This window comes from Nonomuraea pusilla, from assembly GCF_900109355.1.
Lineage (GTDB): Bacteria > Actinomycetota > Actinomycetes > Streptosporangiales > Streptosporangiaceae > Nonomuraea > Nonomuraea pusilla.
The window spans coordinates 1-18,150 of record NZ_FOBF01000029.1 but is presented as its reverse complement, the minus strand read 5'-3'; the positions used below and the strand labels follow the sequence as shown (position 1 = coordinate 18,150).

Genomic DNA, 18,150 nt, shown 5'->3' with positions numbered 1-18,150 from the left:
GAGATCCCCTGTGAAGACGGTCAGGGCGGCCAGACGAAGGTGAACGCCTTCACCAGCAAGCTCGCCGCCGAGACGGGGCGATCCACCGGCTGCCGTCGCGCCGCGACGTGAGGGAGAAGCCTCCGCCACGAGGAGACCCGCGGCTGCCCGCCGGCGCCGCCGGGTCCCCGGCACAGGCGGGTGGAGGCCGCGACGTTCACTCACAGCTCCCGTGCTTGACCGGGACGACCTTCTCCGGCGCCGCCTGGTACGGCGGGGCGCCGAGGTAGCCGCCGTACACGACATCTCCGTTCGGGACCAGCCCTGTGTCGCGGACTCGAAGCCCTGCCTCGTCGAATCGGCCGGTCTGCCGGGCTTCCCCGGTCATGATGTCCAGCGCGAAGGTGTCCTCGACGGTCGTGCCGTGCGGCCGCTCGCGGACGACCCGCACGAGCACCTCCCTGGGGCTCAACCAGCCGATCCCCCTGCCGTGGGTGACATCGGCGGGCAGCTTGGGGGTGACCACCGAGACGGTCTTTCCGGTGGCGAGATCCACGGTGACCAGCTTGTCGGGGCTGATGTCGTTGCCGCACGCGGGGATGTTCATCGAGGCAAGGGTGAAAGCCGTACCGTCCTGGGCGATGAACCCGCCCAAGGCGCGCGGGTCGTGCAGCTGCCTGACGGTGATGTGGTGGACGGGGCCGCCCGTGGTCTGGAAACGGACCCCGGCGTCCGTGGCAGTCTCCGTGGTGAGCCGGGAGCCGGTCGCGTCCACGTCGATCACTCCCTCCGGCGCCTCGCGGGTCTCCCCTGTCGCGACCGCGGCGAGCACCTCCACCTCCTCGTCCAAGGGCTGGTTGGAGATCGACAGCCATGCCCCTTCCCCCAGGAAGGCCAGCTTGGTGGTGTGCGCCTTTCGAGCGATGTCCCATGTGAACGCGTACCGCATGGGGGTTGTCGCGCCGGTGGCGAGCTCGCGCACGACCAGCCGCCCGTCGCCGGCCCGGTAGTAGGCGATGCGCAGGCCGTCCGGGCTGATCGCCAGCGGGGCCGTGCCGCCGTCGTTGCCGTCGGTCTCGTAGTCGCCCAGTGCCTCGGGGAGGTACCACTGGCCGCCGTCGCGGGTCAGCAGGCGCCAGTGCCCGCACGCGCCCGCCGGCTCGTCGGTGCCCGCGATGCCGCAGGTATAGGCGTAGGTGGCCGGGCCGACTCCCGAGGACGGGAGCGGGCGCAGGCCTGGTGGAACCTCAGCGACCGCCATGGGCGGCCGGGCGGCGGTGGCTTGGGAGACGCTCACCGGTTTCGCCGGTGGTGCGGCTGGAGCGGTGGAGGAGCAAGCCGCCACCAGCGTCGCCCCGGCGAACAGCAGCACGATTCTCGCCTTTGGAGTCATGCTCTTTTAGAGCATGCAGGGGGGCTGTTAGACGAGCCGCCGTTGTCGCGAACGAATAACGAAGTCATGAATCAGCGCAATTCCTTTCCTGATTCAGGGTCGCGGGTGGCGCATGTGATTAACACCGTGCCGCACGCGGACGACGCCGGGGACCCGCCCCGGCGTCGCAGGCTCATGCGCCCGGGTGGACCCCGACCAGGTACTCGGCCAGTTCTCGTGGTCGCGACAGCATCGCCATGTGGCTGCCGGGCATCTCGTCCGGGACGACGCCGAGCCGTTCGCGTACGTGGCGGCGGACGAAGTCCGGCGTGAAGAACCGGTCGTCGCGGCACAGCAGGTATCTCGTCGGCACGTCCGGCCAGGCGTCCAGCGGCCAGGGCTCGCTCACCGCGCGGTCCATGCTCGTCGCCGCCGCGAGGGCCTGGTCGTGGGCCAGCACCCGGTCGGCGAGGTCGCGCGGGACGTCGTGCAGGAAGAGGTCGTGGACGTCCTCGTACGCCGACGGGGGCCGGCCGCTGCGCGTCCACCAGTCGTCCGGCGCCTCGCCCGGGCTGGGCACCATGGCGGTGACGAGCACGAGCGCGGCGGCCTTGACCCGCGCGCAGACGAGCGGCGCCACGAAACCGCCCCACGAGTGCGCCGCCACCACCAGGTCGTCGCGCTCGCCGACCGCGCGGACGACGGCGTCCGCGTAGTCCCACAGACCGGCCTCCGGGTCGGACGCCGGGAGGTCGACGGCGACCGTGTCGTGGCCGCGGGCTCGCAGTTCGGCTTCGACCAGGTGCCAGTCGAACGCGCTGCCACCGCCGCCGTGAATCAGAACGTAAGTCGTCATGACGGTGTTGACGGTCGGTGGCGGGGAAACTCATCGCGCCCGCGCCTTCACGGCGCCTCCCCGGTGAACTCGGCGGTGACGATGCGGTCCCCGAGGTGCCCGGTCGACGCATCGGTGTCGGCCCCTGCTCGTCCGCGAGACGGCCTCAGCGCGCCGGCCATCAGGGGCTCCAGTCGTATGGTCGCAGGTTCTCGGCCGGCCGGGGCGGGGCGGCGCGACGTCGGTCGGTGGGGCGGGGCGTCTCCGGTCATGATGACGGGCATGTCGAGCTTGCCGGTGGTGTTGGCCGGCATGCCGCGGTCGGACGTGCTGGCGATGACGGTCACGTCCGCCTCCGACTCATGGGCGGCCGTCGAGGGGTTGGCGGTGGGGTTGCCGGGCCCGCTCGCGCCGCCGGGCCCGGCCGCGCTGCCCGGACCGGTCGAGGAGCTCGGCCTGGCGGAGGCGGGTGCGGCGTCTCAGTTGTCGTTCACCGGTGAGCGGGTGGTCAGGGCGGCGTCGTGGGCGATCAGGGCTGCCTGGGTGCGGTTGGCGCAGCCCAGCTTGGTGAGCACCCGGGAGACGTACCCCTTGATGGTCGTCTCCTCCAGGAACAGCCGGGCGCCGATCTCCGCGTTGGACAGGCCGTCCTTAAGCCCGATGAGCACGTCCCGCTCCCTGGCGGTGAGCCCCTGCACGGCGCGGCGGGCCTCGTGGCGGGCCGCCGCGTCCGTGCGGGTGAACTCGGTCAGCAGGCGGCGGGTCACCGACGGCGCGAGCATCGCCCCTCCGCCGGCCGCCACGCGCACGGCGGAGACGATGTCCTCCGGGTCGGCGTCCTTCAGCAGGAAGCCGACGGCGTGCGCTTTCAGCGCCCGGTGCACGTACTCCTCCAGGTCGAAGGTGGTCAGCATGACGACCTTGGGCGGGTGGGGCAGGCGGGCGAGGCGTTCGGCGGCGGCCAGCCCGTCCACCACCGGCATGCGGACGTCGAGGAGCACCACGTCGACCCGGCGCGCCACGGCCTGTTCGACGGCCTCCGCCCCGTCGTACGCCTCGCCGACGACGTCGATGTCGCCGGCCGTGGACAGCAGGGCACGCAGGTGGGCGCAGACCATCCGTTCGTCGTCCACGACGAGGACCCTGATCATGCGGCACCCGCCGGGAGCGGCAGTTCGGCGCCGACCTCGAACCCGCCGGACGGGGTGGGCCCGGCCCGCAGGGCGCCGCCGAGGAGGGTGACGCGTTCGCGCAGCCCGAGCAGGCCGGCGCCGCCGCCGGGCAGCGGTTCGGCGGGCCGGCGTCCGGGCGGGGCGGCGTTGCGCACCCGCAGCACCACCCGCTGCTCGGAGTAGGCGACGTCGACGGTGACGGGGGCGCCGTAGGCGTGTTTGCGGGCGTTCGTCAGGGCCTCCTGCACGATCCGGTACGCGGTGCGGCCGAGCGGGGGCGGCAGGTCCGGTGCCTCCCCGGTGACGCGCAGCTCCACGGGCACGCCGACGGCGCGGCTCTCCCGCACGAGGGTGTCCAGGTCGGGGAGGTCGGGTTGGGGGGTCAGCGGGGCCGCTTCGACGGGGTTGCCCGCGCGGAGCACGCCGACGACGGCGCGCAGCTCGTCCAGGGCCTGCGCCCCGGTCGCGCGGATCTGCTCGGCGACGGCGCGGACCTCCTCGCCGTCGACCTGCCCGGCCAGCATCCGGAGCGAGCCGGCCTGGAGCACCATGAGGCTGACCCGGTGGGTCACTACGTCGTGCATCTCGCGGGCCAGGCGCGCCCGCTCCTCGGTCCTGGCGCGGTCCACCTGTCCGCGCGCCTCGCGTTCCGCGAGGTCCCGCCTGGCGCGTACGTACAGGCCGAGCAGCAGCGGGGCGCAGCCGATGAAGAGGGCCTCGGCCACGAGTTGCGGCGGTGAGGTGGCGGGCCAGCCGTCGGGGCGTCCGGGGCCGGCGGCGACCGCCGTGGCGACCGCCGCGAGCGGCCACACCACGCGCGGGTCGCGCACGTGGACGGCGAGGTTGTACACGGCGAAGGGGAGCGCGAACGGGACGCCGCCGAACAGGCTCGCGGCGATGACCGCGACCGCCAGCGGCACGGGGTGGCGTCGCCGCAGCGCCAGGGCCAGTCCGCACACCGCCTCCAGGGCGACGCGGCCGGGGGAGTTCACCCAACCAGCCATCCCGGGGGAGGTCGCCGCGCCGCCGGCCGCTCCGAGTGTCGCCACCCCGATCGCCAGCAGCGCGTCTCCCCACCACGCCGACACCTTGAGCCCTCGCACGCGGCACACCGTATCCGGACATATCGCGAGATAGCGAGCCGTACTGTGCAAATACCTACCTTCGTTGGTATGTCCCCGGCCGCGGCGCTACCTCAGGAGGTCCCGCACAGCGCCTTGTCCACCAGCTCGCGGGCGGCGGCGAGGCTCTCGTTCCTGGTCATGCCGGTGGCCGACACGACGACCTGGCGGCGGGCGTCGCGGGTGTTGCCCACGTACGTGTTGAAGCCGGGGCTGCTGCCGCCGTGCGCCCAGGTCTTGCCGCCGCAGCTCAACGGCATGACCTCGAGGCCCAGGCCGTAGCCGGCCCCCTGGAGGCCGGTCTCGCGGGAGATGTCGACGGTGCGGGTCATCTCGGCGAGCTGCGCCGGGCGCAGCAGCCTGCCCTGGAGCAGGGCGGCGAAGAACCGCTGGACGTCGCCGGCCGACGAGATCATCTCTCCCGCCGCCCCCGCGACGGACGGGTTGAAGCCGGTGATGTCCACCAGTTCGGCGTCCGGCTCCATGGTCAGCGGCATGTAGCCGTGCGCGTGGCGGCCGGGGATCGCGGGCGACGTCCCCGGCAGGAAGGTGCGGCGCAGCCCGAGCGGGCGCAGGATCCTGCGGGTGATCTCCTCGGCGTACGAGCGGCCGGTGACCTTCTCGATGATCATGCCGGCGAGGAGGTAGTTGGTGTTGGAGTACTGCCATCCCTTGCCGGGGGCGAAGGAGGGAGGGTTGCGCAGGGCGATCCGTACCAGTTCCTCGGCGGTGTAGGTGCGCAGGCGGTTGCGCAGGAACTCCGGCCCGAACAGCGGCACGTCCTTGTCCTGAGAGTAGTCGAACAGGCCGCTGGTGTGGTTGAGGAGCTGCCGGACGGAGACGCCGTCACCGCCGGGCACCAGGCCGGGCAGCCACCGCTCGACCGGGTCCTCCAGCGTGAGCCTGCCCTCGCCCGCGAGCTGCAGCACGACCGTGGCGACGAAGGCCTTGGTCGTGCTGCCCACGCGGAACACCGGGTCGTGCGGGACGGGACGCGTCCCCTTCAGCCGGGCCCTGCCGGCGCGGGCGGTGCGGTGGCCGTTCTCGTCGCGGACGTCCGCGTACGCGCCGACCGCCCCGCGCGCGACGACCTGCTCAACCCGCTGCCGCAGCGGCGCGTCGCCGTCCTTCGCGGGGTTCGCGTGGGCGGGCGAGGTGGCGACGAGGGTGGCGGGCAGGACGAGGGCGCCCAGCAGCGCGGCGCGGACGCGATGGCGGCGGAAGACCGACATGTGCTCTCCAAGGTGGGTGGACGGGGGCGCACGGCTGAGCCGCGTGCCCCGAGGACGTCGCCAGTCTGGTCCGGCGTCGCCCCTGCTCCCCAGCCCGGAAAGCACGGACCCGCGGGCCTACGGAGGTAGGTGTGTGCGCGACGTCCCGAGGTCCGTCCGTCGCGGGGATCGGCGTGCCCTCGCGCTCGACGGCTACACGCGCGTGTAGTAGCCTTCATGGCTGTGAAGCGAACTGTACGAATGAGTAGCAGGCGATGACCACGCACCCACCCGACCCCGAGGACCTGACCGCGCGCGCCCGCATCAGGGACGCCGCGCTGCGGCACTTCGGCGAGCACGGATTCGAACGCGCCACCATCAGGGGGATCGCCGAGACCGCGGGCGTGTCCTCGGGGCTGGTGCGCCACCACTTCGGCTCCAAGCAGGCGCTGCGCGAGGCGTGCGACGCCTACCTGGCCAAGCTGGTCGGCAGGCTCAACGACCAGGCCCGGACCGCCGACCTGGCCGGGGGCGACGTCAACTACGTCGCGCTCGGCCGGGCGGCCCTGGGGGAGCACCAGCAGTACCTGGCGCGGGCGCTGGCCGAGGGCTGGGCCGCGCCCGTCTTCGACGGCATGGTCGCGATGGGCGAGCAGTGGCTCGCCGAGGCCGACCGCGACCGCCCCGACCCCCCGTTCGCCGAGCGCAGGGTGCGGGCCGCCGTGGGCGTCGCGATGGCGCTGGCCGTCCCCATCCTCCACCGGCACCTGTCACGCAACATGGGCGTCGACGTCTTCAGCCCCGAGGGCGACCACCTGCTCGCCACGGCCCTGCTCGACATCTACTCCCACCCGATGCTCAGCCCGGACGCGGCCGCCGCCGCCCGCGACGCCCTCGACCGGCACCGCGGCACCCCGCCCAGGGCCGAGAGCGTGGCCGCGCTGCGCGACGACGACGAGGAGGGGGGCGGCGATGACTGACGCCGTCACGGTGGCGGGGCTCGTCAAGACGTTCGGCTCCACCCGGGCGCTGAACGGCCTCGACCTCGCCGTGCGCACCGGCGAGGTGCACGGCTTCCTCGGCCCGAACGGCGCGGGCAAGAGCACCACGATCCGCGTCCTGCTGGGCCTGGCGCGCGCCGACGCGGGCACCGCCCGGTTGCTCGGCGGCGACCCGTGGGCCGAGGCGGCGACGCTGCACCGCCGCCTGGCCTACGTGCCCGGCGACGTCACGCTGTGGCCGCACCTGACGGGCGGAGAGGTGATCGACCTGCTGGGCGGGCTGCGCGGCGGGCTGGACCGGCGGCGCCGCACGGACCTGCTGGACCGGTTCGACCTCGACCCCCGCAAGAAGTGCCGCGCCTACTCCAAGGGCAACCGGCAGAAGGTCGCCCTGGTCGCGGCGCTGGCCTGCGACGCCGAGCTGCTCATCCTCGACGAGCCGACCTCGGGCCTCGACCCGCTCATGGAGGAGGTCTTCCGCGAGGCGGTGCGGGAGGAGCGGCGCCGCGGCGACCGCACGGTGCTGCTGTCCAGCCACATCCTGTCGGAGGTGGAGGCCCTGTGCGACCGGGTGACCATCATCCGCGACGGGCGCGCCGTCGACAGCGGGACGCTGGCCGAGCTGCGCCATCTGACCCGCACCTCCGTCGAGGCCGAGCTGGCGGGGCCGGCGCCCCGGCTGGCCGGCCTGCCCGGCGTGCACGACGTGCGCTCCGACGGCGACCGGGTCAGCTTCGACGTCGACACCTCCGAGCTGGACGGCGCGCTGCGCCGCCTCACCGAGGTGGGCGTGCGCGGCCTGGCCTGCCGCCCGCCGACGCTGGAGGAGCTGTTCCTGAGGCACTACGACCGTGCCGGCCGGCACGCGGGGGCGGGGCGATGAGCGCGCTCGCCGGCACCGGCCGGCTCACCCGCCTCGCGCTGCGCCGTGAAAGGGCCGTCGCGCCCTGGTGGATCCTGGTGATCGTGACCCTGGCCATGGCGGTGGTCTCGTACATCACCAGGAACATGGGCACCTACGAGCAGAAGGTCTCCTACACCCGCCTCATCGGCAGCGGCGGCTTCCTCCACGCGCTCGGCGGCGGGACCGTCGAACCGCGGCTGGAGGTGCTCGCCACCTGGCGCAGCGGCGGGTTCCTCTACGTCGCCTGCGCGTTCGCGGCCGTCATGTCGGTCGTCCGGCACACCCGCCGGGAGGAGGACGCCGGGCGCGGCGAGCTGATCGGCTCCACGGCGGTGAGCCGCCGCGCTCCGCTGACCGCCGCCGTCCTGGTGGCGTCCGGCGTCAGCCTGGCCGCGGGGCTCGCGACCGCGGCGGCGCTGATCGGGCTCGGGCTGGAACCGGTCGGATCGCTCGCGTACGGCGCGGCCGTCTCCGTGGCGGGCTGGGTGTTCGCCGGTGTCGCGGCCGTCGCCGCGCAGCTCGCCCGCGACGCCGGCGCGGCCACCGCGATCGGCCTGTCCGCGCTCGCCGTCGCCTACGTGACGCGCTACGCCGGCGACGCCACCGGGCAGCACTGGCTGAAGGCCCTGTCGCCGATCGGCTGGAGCCATCTGGTGCGGCCGTACCAGGACGAGCGGTGGTGGATGCTGGGCGTGCCGCTCCTGGCCGGCGGCGCCCTGCTCGCCGTCGCCTACCGGCTGCTCGACCGGCGCGACCTCGGCGGCGGCCTCCTGCCCGAACGTCTGGGGCCGGCGCAGGCCCCGCGGGCGCGCGGCCCCGTCGGCATGGCCTGGCGGCTGCACCGCGGCCTGCTGGCGGCGTGGGCGGCCGGGGTCGCGTTCTTCGCCGCGGCGGCGGCCGGGCTGAGCCCGCTGGCCCGTGACCTGCTCGCGCGGCCGAGCGTCGTGGTCGACAACATCGTCCGCACCCTCGGCATGCCCGCGGGGAAGGCGCTCGCCGCCTACTCCTGGTACATGATCCTCATCCTCGCGTACGCCATCGCCCTCTACCCGGTGCTCATGACGCTGCGGCTGCGCGCGGAGGAGAGGTCGGGCCGCGCGGAGGCGGTGCAGGCCACCCCGCTGAGCCGCCTGCGGTGGGCGGCCGGGCACCTGGTCGTCGCCGGGCTCGGCACGGCGGGGCTGCTGGCCGTGGGCGGGCTCGTGTTCGGCACGCTCTTCGCGCTGCTCGTGGGCGACCTGGCCACCGACGTGCCGCGGTTCGTGGCCGGGGCGCTCAGCGCCGTGCCGGCGGCCTGGTGCGTCGGGGCGCTGTGCGTGCTCGCCTACGGGCTGCTCCCGCGGGCGAGCGCGGCGATCTGCTGGGCCGTGTGGATCCTGACCGCCGCGCTGGGCCAGGTCGTCGCCCCCCTGTACGGGCTGTGGGGCGGCAGCCCGGTGGAGCCGTTCCACTACGTCGGCAACCCCATGACGGCGTCGTCGTCGGGCCCGGCGGCGCAGGCCGCCCTGCTCGGTGTCACGGCGGCGCTGCTGTGCGGCGGCCTGTGGGCCCTGCGCCGCCGCGATCTCGGGTGACGGGCGTCGCGCCGGGACCGCGGGCCAGCGCGTCAGGGTGAGCCGGGTCAGCGCGTCAGGGTGAGCGCGGTTGCGAGCGCCTCGGCCAGGGCCGGGACGTGGGTCTCGTCGAACGCCAGCGGCGGCCGGATCTTCAGGACGTTGCCGTGCCGGCCCGTCGTCCCGACCAGGACGCCGAGGTGGCGCATCCGGTCGCGCACCCGCTTGGCCCTCTCGCCGTCGGGCTCGCGCGTCGCCGGGTCGGTGACGAGCTCCACGCCCCACGCCAGGCCCACGCCCCGCACGTCGCCGGCCCCGGGGTGGTCCGCCGCCACCTCGGCGAGGGCGGACCGCAGCGCCAGGCCCGTCCCGCGCACCCGGTCGAGCACCCGTTCGTCCTCGATGACGTCGAGGACGGCGAGCGCGGCGGCGGCGCTGACCGGGTTGCCGCCGAAGGTGCTGAACAGCGTCGCGCGGCCGACCAGCTCCGCCACGATGTCGCGCCGGGTGATGACGGCGGCCACGGGATGGCCGTTGCCCATCGGCTTGCCGATCGTGACGAAGTCGGGGACCACCCCGAAGCGGTCGAACGACCACAGGGACGCGCCGGTGCGGGCGTACCCCGACTGCACCTCGTCGGCGATCCAGAGCGCGCCCGCCTCGCGGGTCAGGCGGACGAGTTCCCGTACGTAGGCGGGGTCGAGGTCGGCGATGCCGTCGCTGGTGACGATGCCGTCGAGGATCGCGGCGGCGGGCGGCAGACCCCGCTCCCACAGCCGCGCCAGCGCCGCCGCGAACGCCGAGGCGTCGAGATGGCGGCCGCGGTAGGTGTCGGGCGCCTCCCAGGTCTCGACGTGCTCGGGCCGGACGCCGTCGAGCCAGCCCTCCGGGGAGAGCGCGGCCGTGACCTCGGTGATGCCGTGGTAGGCGAACGCGGTGCAGAGCCCGCCCCGCCGGCCGGTGACGGCGGTGGCCATGCGCCAGGCCAGGTCGTTGGCCTCCGAGCCCGAGTTGACCAGCAGCACGGTGTCGAGGCCCGGCGGGCAAGTGGCCGTCAGCCGCTCGGCCAGCTCGATGGCCGCCGGGTGCAGGTACCTGGTGTGGGTGTTGATCTGCCTGCTCTGCCGCGCGATCGCCGCGGTGACGCGCGGGTGCGCGTGCCCGACGCACGGCACGTTGTTGTACGCGTCGAGGTAGGAGCGCCCCGCGACGTCGGTGATCCACACGCCCCTGGCGGTCGCGACCTCCACGGGCTCGTCGTAGAACAGCGGGTCGACGGCCGGGCCGAACGCCGCCGCCCGCCTGGCCGCCAGCGACGGGTCGGGCCCGCGGCGGCCCCGCGCGCCGAGCTGCCGGGCCACCTCGTCCCACCCGGCGGCCTCCATCGTCTCCAGCATGCGCAGGCACGCCGCGTTGTAGCGCTCGGCGAACTCCTGCTCCTCCAGCCCCTGGGCCACGCGCCACGAGCTGATGGCGATCGTCACCGCGCTCCTGGCGGCCCACGCCGGGCCGAGCAGTTCGAGTTCGAGGTCCTCCAGTTCGACGCGGCGCTGGTAGCCGTCGAGCACCAGGCGCGCCAGCCGGAAGAGCTCGGGACCCTCGCGTCCCGTGCCCAGGGAGTCGAGCACCGACGCCAGGTCGGAGACGAGCGCCGTGTGGCTCATGTCGCCGAAGTCGATGACGCCGGTGACGAAGCCGTCCTGGTCGGTGAGGGTGTTGTCGACGCTCAGGTCTGTGTGCGCGACCTGGGCGCGCAGGCGGCCCCAGACCGGCACGACGTCCCGCTCGAACCGGTCGAGCACGCGGGCCACGACGGCGCGGGCACGGGGGTCGCGGATGTCGCCGACCATGGCGCGGGCGGCCGGGGCGTTCTGGACGTCCCACAGCATCGTCCGGTGCGCCGCCGGGTGGCCGAAGCCGCGCAGCGCCTGCGCCAGCCTGGCCGCCGTCTCCCCCCACGCGACCAGGGCGGCGTCCGACAGCTCGGCCGCGGAGATGCGGCTGTTGCCCGGCAGGACGTCGTAGAGCCGCACCCAGTGCGCGACCTCGCCGTCCTTCCACTGCGCGCGCAGCACGCCGGGGTCGTCGCCGGGCCGCGCCGGCCCCGGCGCGCCGGTCGAGGCCTGACGCCACGGCAGCGCGACCCGCAGGCCCGGATCGACCGTGGTGACGTGCAGTGCCGCCGCGGCCTCCATGTCGAGCACGGCGGGGTCCTCGGCCGGGTTCGAGACCTTGAGGACGGCCAGTGGGCCGCCGTCGTCATCGGTCAGCAGGAACGTGCGGTCGCGCTCGCTGCCGAGGTCGCGTGCCGCCCGGGCGCGCACCCCGAACGACGCCTCCGCGACGGCGACGGCGTCCGCGGTGGTCAGGCGCGGCCGGGCGCCCCTCATGACGGCATCCATGCCCCGTCACGATAGCCGGTCGCCCGGTCGCCGGGGAGGGGGCCCGGGGCCGTCTCGCCGGGTCAGCGGGCGCGGTCGTAGACCACGGCGATCTCGCCCAGCGGGCCGGTCTCCTGGTGGGTGAGCGTCCACGTCGTAGCAGGGAGGCCGTCCTCGAACAGCCGCCGCCCGCCGCCGGCGATCTCGGGGATGATCAGGAGGTACAGCCGGTCGAGCAGGTCGGCCGAGAGCAGCGCCTTGATGACGCTCGCGCTGCTGTTGACGAGGATGTCGCCCTCGCCGGTGGCCTTGAGCTCGGCGACGACGTCCGCGGCGGGGGCGTTCACCAGGCGGGTCCGCTCCCACGGCGCTTCGGCCAAGGTGGTCGAGAAGACCACCTTCTCGGCGTCGACCAGCCACTTCGCGTATCCGCGGTCACGCGGGTCGGCGTTCTCGTCCTCGGCGACCGACGGCCAGAACGCGAGGAATCCCTCGGCGTTGATCCGGCCGAGCACCGCCGTCGTGGCGCCCTCCCACATGCGGGTCATGTGGTCGCGGGCGACGTCGGTGGTCACGTACTTGATGAACGTCCCGAAGTCGCCGGGCCCGCCGGCGCCGTGGTAGCGCCCGTCGAGGGTGAGGCTCAGGTTCGCGGTCACCCTGCGGCCGGTCGAGTCGGTCATGTCGTGCTCCTTGCGTCTGTGTCGTGCGTCGGGTCGTGCGTCGGGTCGGTGTCGTGGGTCGGGTCGTGCGTCGGGTCTGTGTCGTGCGGGTCCTCGGCGAGGATCGCCGCGAGCTTGTCGAGGCTCTGGCCGAAGCCGATCTCGATGCCGGCGACGAAGTCGGCGGACTCGACCGTGCTGTCGGTGACCCGGAAGCGGACGTCGAGGTCCGTGCCGGTGCCGTCGCCGGTGGGCCGGAGGGCGAGGTCGAGATGGGAGGTGAAGGCCACGCCGCCGTCGGGAAGCCGGGGGGAGAGCCGGTAGGCGAGGCGCTCACCGGGACGTACGTCGTCGACGACCCCCTCGGCGCGCCCGGCGACCGGGCCGGAGCCGTCGGCGTCCTCGGCGTCGCGGTACTCGTGGACGATCCGCCCGCCCGGCAGCGCCTCGAACACGAGCTCGGAGACGCGCAGGTCGTCGGGCGTCCACCAGCGGGCGAGCAGGGGAGCCTCGGTCAGGTGGCGCCACACCAGCCCGGGACGCGCCGGCAGCGACCGGTGGAACCCGAACGTGCGGCCGTCGGCCCATCCCGGCTCCTTCGCGGCCACCCGCTCCGCCCGCAGGCTGAGCCCGTACCGGTCGAAGGTCTCCAGCGGGCCGCCGGCCCGCTCGGCGGTGTCGGCGAGCCCGTTGAGTGCCGCCGCCAGGTCTCGCAGGGGCGCGGACCTCAGCGCGTAGACCCGGCGCTGGCCGGTGCGCTGGGAGGTGACGACGCCGGCCCGTTCGAGGGTCTGCAGGTGCTTGGTCGTCTGCGGCTGGCGCGCCCCGGCGAGCTGGGCGAGCACGCCGACCGGCCGTGGCCGTTCGGCCAGCAGCCTCACGAGCCGCCATCGGGCCGGATCGGCCAGTGCGGCGAGGAGTGCGTCCATGGCCATGATTATTCACGGCAGAGAATATTCGTGTCAAGGAATACCTCGGAGATCGGCCGATCTTGCTGTTTCTCGTCCTTATGGCCTATATTTCGGCCATGCGGCCGAAAATTGATCCATCTGGACGGAAGAAGTCCAGTTTCATAGAGGAGGCGCGCCGGCGGCAGATCGTGCGGGGCGCGATCACCACCATCGCCGGCGGCGGCCTCGCCCAGGCGTCGCTGGCCCGCATCGCCGACGACGTGGGCATCAGCAAGAGCGTCATCTCCTACCACTTCGCCGGGAAGGACGAGCTGATCGGCGAGGTCATCAACGCCCTGCTGAGGGACTCGAACGTGTTCATCAGGAGCTGGGTGGACCGGGCCGACGGAGCGCGGGACAGGCTGCGCGCCTACGTCGAGGCGAGCTTCGCGTTCATGGCGGAGCACAGGGAGAACTTCGCCGCGATGGTCGACATCTGGGGCAGCTTCGGGACGGTCGAGGCCAAGCGCGCCTTCAACGCCACCGCCTACGACCCGTGCCGCCGCCACCTGGAGGGCATCCTGCGCGCCGGGCAGGAGGAGGGCGTCTTCCGCGACTTCGTCCCGCGCACCCTCGCCACCACCATCCAGGGCGCCATCGACGGCGTCATGCTGCAGTGGGTCTTCGACGAGGACTCCGTCGACCTGCCCGGCTGCGCCGCCGAGCTGGTCACCATGTTCGACCTGGCGACGAGGCGCCTGCCCTGACGTCGCGCGGCCCCGGGCCCCGCCGCGCGAGCGCGCGACGGCGCCCGCGGCCGGCCGCGGTTTCTCGTCATCGCCGTCATCCTCGCCGTGACGCTCCCCGCCCGTGCCGTCACGGCAGGGCGGGGCCGTACGGCGTGCCCCACCAACGACTCACCTGGAGTTGCCGATGCGTCGGTTCAGCAGAGCAGTGCTCGCGGCGGGTGCCGCGCTGTGCGTGGGCCTGGTCCCGGCCGCCCCCGCCGCCGCCAGCGCCACCACCACCGCCTCGCCCGTGAGAGCGCGCGCCACGGGGTTCGCGTGCGTGGCCGCCAAGGCCGCCAAGCCGCCGGTGCCCGGCGTCGTCCTCGACGTCCACGGGCCGGGCGTCGACTTCACCGGCGCGGCCGGGAACTTCCGGGCCGGCGGCAGGAAGCTGCGCCCGACCGATGCCTTCCGCGCCGCCAGCGTCACCAAGACCTTCACGGCCGCCGCCGTGCTCAAGCTCGCCGAGCAGGGCAAGGTCGGCCTGGAGGACAGGATCGGCGAGTACCTCGACCCGGGGCTGGTCAAGCGGCTGAGCGTCATCGGCGGCAGGTCGTACGGCGAGACGATCACCGTGCGGCAGCTTCTCGACCACACCGCCGGCCTGTACGACTACGCCGCCGACGCCGGCTGGATGGCGGCCGTCCAGGCGCGCCCGCACCGGACGTGGACCTCCGGCGAACTGCTCGACTGGGCGCTCACGCACGGCAAGCCGTACTTCAAGCCGGGCGAGGGGTACCACTACTCCGACACCGGCTACGTCCTCGCCGCAAGGATCATCGAGAAGGCGACCGGCCGCCCGCTGCACCAGGCCTACCGGTCGCTGCTCCTCGACCCTCTCAAGCTCCACGACACCTACCTGGAGCGCCGGGGCCACCAGGGAGACGCGCCGCTGTCGCACCCGTACCTCGGCGAGACCGACGCCCGGCACTGGAACCCGACGTTCGACACGCACGGCGGCGGCGGCCTGGTGACGACCGCCGCGGACCTCACCGCCTTCACCAGGGCGCTGTTCGAGGGCAGGGTGTTCGCCAAGGCCGCGACGCTGCGCACGATGCTGACCCCCACCAGGCAGAGCGGCGACGAGGCGTACGGGCTCGGCATCCAGCGGGTCGGCTCGGGCGACGACTCCCTCTGGCTGCACCCCGGCTTCTGGGGAGCGATCATGGCCTACGCCCCCGCCCGCCGGATCTCCGTGGTGGCCACGGTCAACCAGGCCGAGGACGGCGGCGCCCTGCTGACCCTGCTCCAGGACGCCTACAAGCTCGCCGCCGGCGGCTCGGTGCCTGCCTGCGCGTAGCCGCGTCAGCCCGCCGTCCAGGGGCGGAGCTTGTCGGGGTTGCGTACGGCCCAGAGGCGTCTGATCCGGTCGCCCGCCACCTCGAACGCGATCACCACCACGGTCACGCCGTCCTGCTGCGCCACCAGGCCGGGCTGGCCGTTGACGGTGCGCTCCAGGAGGGCGAGGCCGGGCGCCCTGGCGGTGAGGTCGACCAGGTAGCGGGCGATCGGCTCGCCGCCCTCGACCGGGTGGAGCACGGCGCTGACGAGGCCGCCGCCGTCGCCGACGGCGGTGGCGTCGGGCGCGAGCAGGCCGATCAGGGCGGCGATGTCCTTGGCCTCCCACGCCTGCTTGAAGTCCCTGACCAGGCCGGCGTGCCGGGCCGCCGGGGCCGAGGGGGCCTGCCCGGCGCGGACACGGCGGCGGGCCGAGGAGGCGAGCTGGCGGCACGCCCCGGGGGTGCGGCCGACGATCTCGGCCACCTCGGCGAAGGAGTAGCGGAAGACGTCGTGCAGGATGAACGCGACGCGCTCCGCGGGGGTCATCGATTCGAGCACGACGAGGAAGGCCATGTTGACCGACTCGTCGAGCGTGACCCGGTCGGCCGGGTCGGGCGGGGCGCCGCCGCCGGGCGGGCCGCCGGCCCATTCGCCGCGGTCGGGCAGCGGCTCGGGGATCCACTCGCCCACGTAGCTCTCGCGCCGGGCCCGTGCCGAGCCGAGCAGGTCGAGGCAGATGCGGCTGGCGACCGTCGTCAGCCAGCCGCCGGGGGACTCGACGGCGTCCCGCTGCCGGCGCGGCATGGCGTACCAGCGGGTGTACGTCTCCTGGACGACGTCCTCGGCGTCGGCGAGGGAGCCGAGGAGCCGGTAGGCGAGATTGATCAGCTGGCGCCGCTCGCCCATGATCGCGCTCAGGCTCGCGTCGGACGGGCCGTCTCCCGGCTCGGATCGGGTGGTCATGGTGTCGCCGGCTTCCTTCGTCGCGTTCTGCTCTCACCGGTACGACGAAACGACGCCCCGGAATGTCAGGGGACGTCGGTGAGGACGCGGCGGCCCGCGAGAGCGTTTCGGCGGTCGGCTCGGGCGGCGCCACCTCGGTGATCTCCCTGACCGGTCACCGCCGGGCCGGGCCGCCGCGCGTAGCGTACCGCCGCGTGGCGCCCGCCACCTGCGACGCCACCCGCACCGGGGGCTCCCGGTCTTCCTGGGATCTCGGCGACGGCGTTCCGGGACGACACAGAATCCACTTTCGGTCACATCCGAAATCTCGACGATCTATGCCGATGGCCGTTGAGAGGCCACAGGGCTGGGTCCGTAATCGGTCTATGCAGGGTTGTGATCTGTCGGCGTCTAGTATCGGCCCGGACCGTAAGTTAACCTACCTCGCAACGAAGCCCCAAAGAGAGGGTGCGAGATGGCTTCAGCAAAGAGCGCGACGGGGTCAGCCGCCCGTAGGACGCTGGCCGCCGTCGCCGCGGGGGCGCTCGTGGTCGCGATGACCGCGGGATGCGGCGGTGGCGGGGAGACGAGCTCCGGCGGCAAGCAGCTGACGATCTGGAGCTCGTGGCTCAAGGGCCAGCCCGGACAGCGGTTCCTGCAGGGCGTGGCCGACGACTTCCAGGCCAGGACCGGCATCAAGGTCACCATCGAGTGGAAGGGCAACGCGGCGGCCAAGGCGCTGCTGCCCGCACTGAACAGCACCGAGATGCCGACGGACATCATCGAGAGCACCGGCGGAGCGATCACCAACGCGCTCGCCCCGACCGGGGGGCTGCTCGACCTCACCGACGTCTACCAGATGAAGATCCCCGGCACGGACCAGACGGTGCGGCAGGCCGTGGGGGACCAGGCGATGTCGCTGTCCACCCCCGTCGACGGCACCGGCGCCAGGGCCGGGGGCCCGGTGCAGGTCCCGTACTGGGCGTCCTCCTCCAACGTGGTCTTCTACAACGGCAAGCGTTTCCCCGAGCTGGTCTCCGCCCCGCCGCAGGACTGGGACCAGTTCATGACCGTCCTCGACGCGCAGAAGGCCAAGGGACGCAAGCCGCTGGCCCTGGACGGCAGCATCCAGAGCTACAGCGCCCTGTACTACACCAGCTTCCTGTCCTCGATCACGGGCGTCGACGCCCTGGCCAAGGCGAGCCTGGACAAGTCCGGCCGCACCTGGGGCTCCGACCCGGGATACCTGCAGGCCGCCGAGATGGTGGAGAAGCTGGCCAGAGGCGGGTACTTCATCGACGGCTACAGCGCCTCGAAGTTCCCCGCCATGGAGAACAAGTGGGCCAACGACGAGGCCGACTTCAACGTCAACGGCACCTGGCTGCCCGGTGAGGTGGGCAAGGTGGCGGCCGCCGGCTTCGACTTCCGCGCCTTCCCGTTCCCCGCCGTGAAGGGCAAGAAGGCCCCGCCGCTCCCGGTGGCGGTCAACGGCCTGGCCATCCTGAAGAAGGCGAAGAACGCCGACGCGGCCAAGCAGTTCGCCGCGTTCCTGCTCCAGCGCTCCTACCAGGAGCAGGTGAGCACGCAGCTCCAGGACATCCCCGTCATCAAGGGGGTGCCCGCCCCGGGCCCGCTGCAGGCGGTCAAGGACGTCTTCGACCGGGGCGAGATCAACACCTTCCGCTTCCCCACCGGCCTGGCCGACTACCTCACCAAGGTGTTCTACGAGCTCGACGACCAGCTGGTCTTCGGCAAGATCAGCGCCAGGGAGTTCGTCGACAAGATGGTCAGCCAGACCGCGGCGTACTGGCGCTCGAAGAACTGACCGCACCCCCGGTGGCGGGCCGGCCGTCACGGCCGGCCCGGACCCCCTGAAGAAAGGCGTCAGCGTGACCACCATGCCCGCAGTCGCTTCCCCCGTGCCGGAGACCGCCTCCCGCCGCAGCCGGCGCCTGCGCCTGTCGCCGCTGGAGCGGTCACGCCGGCGGCTGTTCGTCCCGTTCGTGTACCCGGCGCTGGTCGTCTACGCCGCCGTCATGGTGGCGCCGACGGTGTTCA

16 protein-coding genes are annotated in these 18,150 nt (G+C 73.6%); 6 read left to right on the top strand and 10 right to left on the bottom strand.

What is annotated here, in order from left to right; genetic code table 11:
* Positions 1–196: 196 nt before the first annotated feature.
* The 6 genes from BMX74_RS38700 to BMX74_RS38675 all read right to left on the bottom strand — a co-directional run bounded on the left by BMX74_RS38700 (position 197) and on the right by BMX74_RS38675 (position 5,711).
* Positions 197–1,372: a hypothetical protein gene (locus tag BMX74_RS38700; protein WP_143078919.1), complete on the bottom strand. Its 1,176-nt coding sequence runs from the start codon at positions 1,370–1,372 to the stop codon at positions 197–199.
* A 172-nt stretch (positions 1,373–1,544) separates the two neighbouring features.
* Complete coding sequence (locus tag BMX74_RS38695; protein WP_091105430.1) at positions 1,545–2,207, bottom strand: alpha/beta fold hydrolase; 663 nt, start codon at positions 2,205–2,207, stop codon at positions 1,545–1,547.
* 47 nt (positions 2,208–2,254) lie between these two features.
* Positions 2,255–2,533 (bottom strand): hypothetical protein, encoded by a 279-nt coding sequence (locus BMX74_RS38690; RefSeq protein WP_091105428.1) that lies wholly within the window; start codon positions 2,531–2,533, stop codon positions 2,255–2,257.
* 132 nt (positions 2,534–2,665) lie between these two features.
* Entirely contained in the window at positions 2,666–3,337 is a 672-nt protein-coding gene (locus BMX74_RS38685; RefSeq protein ID WP_055502248.1) for a response regulator transcription factor, read from the bottom strand.
* A complete protein-coding gene (locus BMX74_RS38680) occupies positions 3,334–4,461 on the bottom strand; it encodes a sensor histidine kinase (RefSeq protein WP_091105426.1) in 1,128 nt (375 codons plus the stop codon). The genes BMX74_RS38685 and BMX74_RS38680 overlap by 4 nt, the downstream gene beginning before the upstream one ends.
* Before the next feature lie 92 nt (positions 4,462–4,553).
* Positions 4,554–5,711, bottom strand: a complete 1,158-nt coding sequence (locus BMX74_RS38675; protein WP_091105425.1) for a serine hydrolase domain-containing protein — start codon at positions 5,709–5,711, stop codon at positions 4,554–4,556.
* Positions 5,712–5,965: 254 nt separating this feature from the next.
* Between BMX74_RS38675 and BMX74_RS46420 the strand changes: the two genes are divergently transcribed.
* Genes BMX74_RS46420 through BMX74_RS38660 form a run of 3 tightly spaced genes read left to right on the top strand, consistent with a single transcriptional unit; the run spans position 5,966 to position 9,169 of the window.
* On the top strand, positions 5,966–6,670 hold the full coding sequence (locus tag BMX74_RS46420; protein WP_055502245.1) for a TetR/AcrR family transcriptional regulator: 705 nt from the start codon (positions 5,966–5,968) through the stop codon (positions 6,668–6,670).
* A complete protein-coding gene (locus BMX74_RS38665; protein WP_091105423.1) occupies positions 6,663–7,574 on the top strand; it encodes an ABC transporter ATP-binding protein in 912 nt (303 codons plus the stop codon). Before BMX74_RS46420 ends, BMX74_RS38665 begins: the two co-directional genes overlap by 8 nt.
* On the top strand, positions 7,571–9,169 hold the full coding sequence (locus BMX74_RS38660) for an ABC transporter permease (protein WP_091105422.1): 1,599 nt from the start codon (positions 7,571–7,573) through the stop codon (positions 9,167–9,169). The genes BMX74_RS38665 and BMX74_RS38660 overlap by 4 nt, the downstream gene beginning before the upstream one ends.
* A 47-nt stretch (positions 9,170–9,216) precedes the next feature.
* Here the strand turns inward: BMX74_RS38660 and BMX74_RS38655 are convergent, their stop codons facing one another.
* The 3 genes from BMX74_RS38655 to BMX74_RS38645 form a co-directional block, all read right to left on the bottom strand.
* Positions 9,217–11,550: an aminotransferase class III-fold pyridoxal phosphate-dependent enzyme gene (locus tag BMX74_RS38655; RefSeq protein WP_091105420.1), complete on the bottom strand. Its 2,334-nt coding sequence runs from the start codon at positions 11,548–11,550 to the stop codon at positions 9,217–9,219.
* A 62-nt stretch (positions 11,551–11,612) separates the two neighbouring features.
* The gene (locus tag BMX74_RS38650) at positions 11,613–12,212 is read right to left on the bottom strand and encodes a dihydrofolate reductase family protein (RefSeq protein ID WP_091105419.1); all 600 of its coding nucleotides are present in this window, start codon (positions 12,210–12,212) and stop codon (positions 11,613–11,615) included.
* The gene (locus BMX74_RS38645; protein ID WP_091105482.1) at positions 12,209–13,120 is read right to left on the bottom strand and encodes a metalloregulator ArsR/SmtB family transcription factor; all 912 of its coding nucleotides are present in this window, start codon (positions 13,118–13,120) and stop codon (positions 12,209–12,211) included. The genes BMX74_RS38650 and BMX74_RS38645 overlap by 4 nt, the downstream gene beginning before the upstream one ends.
* 98 nt (positions 13,121–13,218) lie before the next feature.
* Between BMX74_RS38645 and BMX74_RS38640 the strand changes: the two genes are divergently transcribed.
* Both BMX74_RS38640 and BMX74_RS38635 read left to right on the top strand, forming a co-directional pair.
* The gene (locus BMX74_RS38640; protein WP_177227677.1) at positions 13,219–13,848 is read left to right on the top strand and encodes a TetR/AcrR family transcriptional regulator; all 630 of its coding nucleotides are present in this window, start codon (positions 13,219–13,221) and stop codon (positions 13,846–13,848) included.
* 166 nt (positions 13,849–14,014) lie between these two features.
* Positions 14,015–15,169 (top strand): serine hydrolase domain-containing protein, encoded by a 1,155-nt coding sequence (locus BMX74_RS38635; protein ID WP_082534750.1) that lies wholly within the window; start codon positions 14,015–14,017, stop codon positions 15,167–15,169.
* Positions 15,170–15,174: 5 nt separating this feature from the next.
* Here BMX74_RS38635 and sigJ read toward each other — a convergent pair whose 3' ends face one another.
* Complete coding sequence (sigJ, locus tag BMX74_RS38630) at positions 15,175–16,113, bottom strand: RNA polymerase sigma factor SigJ (protein ID WP_055502238.1); 939 nt, start codon at positions 16,111–16,113, stop codon at positions 15,175–15,177.
* A gap of 454 nt (positions 16,114–16,567) precedes the next feature.
* Here sigJ and BMX74_RS38625 point away from each other — a divergent pair, with 454 nt between their 5' ends.
* Positions 16,568–17,917 (top strand): ABC transporter substrate-binding protein, encoded by a 1,350-nt coding sequence (locus tag BMX74_RS38625; RefSeq protein ID WP_082534749.1) that lies wholly within the window; start codon positions 16,568–16,570, stop codon positions 17,915–17,917.
* Positions 17,918–18,150: the final 233 nt, after the last annotated feature.

Excerpts from the sequence above, each read along its gene's own strand:
- sigJ (WP_055502238.1), bottom strand. The coding sequence starts at position 16,113 with ATGACCACCCGATCCGAGCCGGGAGACGGCCCGTCCGACGCGAGCCTG.
- BMX74_RS38640 (WP_177227677.1), top strand. The coding sequence starts at position 13,219 with ATGCGGCCGAAAATTGATCCATCTGGACGGAAGAAGTCCAGTTTCATA.
- BMX74_RS38675 (WP_091105425.1), bottom strand. The coding sequence starts at position 5,711 with ATGTCGGTCTTCCGCCGCCATCGCGTCCGCGCCGCGCTGCTGGGCGCC.
- BMX74_RS38655 (WP_091105420.1), bottom strand. The coding sequence starts at position 11,550 with ATGGATGCCGTCATGAGGGGCGCCCGGCCGCGCCTGACCACCGCGGAC.
- BMX74_RS38665 (WP_091105423.1), top strand. The coding sequence starts at position 6,663 with ATGACTGACGCCGTCACGGTGGCGGGGCTCGTCAAGACGTTCGGCTCC.
- BMX74_RS46420 (WP_055502245.1), top strand. The coding sequence starts at position 5,966 with ATGACCACGCACCCACCCGACCCCGAGGACCTGACCGCGCGCGCCCGC.
- BMX74_RS38645 (WP_091105482.1), bottom strand. The coding sequence starts at position 13,120 with ATGGACGCACTCCTCGCCGCACTGGCCGATCCGGCCCGATGGCGGCTC.
- BMX74_RS38625 (WP_082534749.1), top strand. The coding sequence starts at position 16,568 with ATGGCTTCAGCAAAGAGCGCGACGGGGTCAGCCGCCCGTAGGACGCTG.
- BMX74_RS38685 (WP_055502248.1), bottom strand. The coding sequence starts at position 3,337 with ATGATCAGGGTCCTCGTCGTGGACGACGAACGGATGGTCTGCGCCCAC.
- BMX74_RS38700 (WP_143078919.1), bottom strand. The coding sequence starts at position 1,372 with ATGACTCCAAAGGCGAGAATCGTGCTGCTGTTCGCCGGGGCGACGCTG.
- BMX74_RS38650 (WP_091105419.1), bottom strand. The coding sequence starts at position 12,212 with ATGACCGACTCGACCGGCCGCAGGGTGACCGCGAACCTGAGCCTCACC.
- BMX74_RS38660 (WP_091105422.1), top strand. The coding sequence starts at position 7,571 with ATGAGCGCGCTCGCCGGCACCGGCCGGCTCACCCGCCTCGCGCTGCGC.
- BMX74_RS38635 (WP_082534750.1), top strand. The coding sequence starts at position 14,015 with ATGCGTCGGTTCAGCAGAGCAGTGCTCGCGGCGGGTGCCGCGCTGTGC.
- BMX74_RS38695 (WP_091105430.1), bottom strand. The coding sequence starts at position 2,207 with ATGACGACTTACGTTCTGATTCACGGCGGCGGTGGCAGCGCGTTCGAC.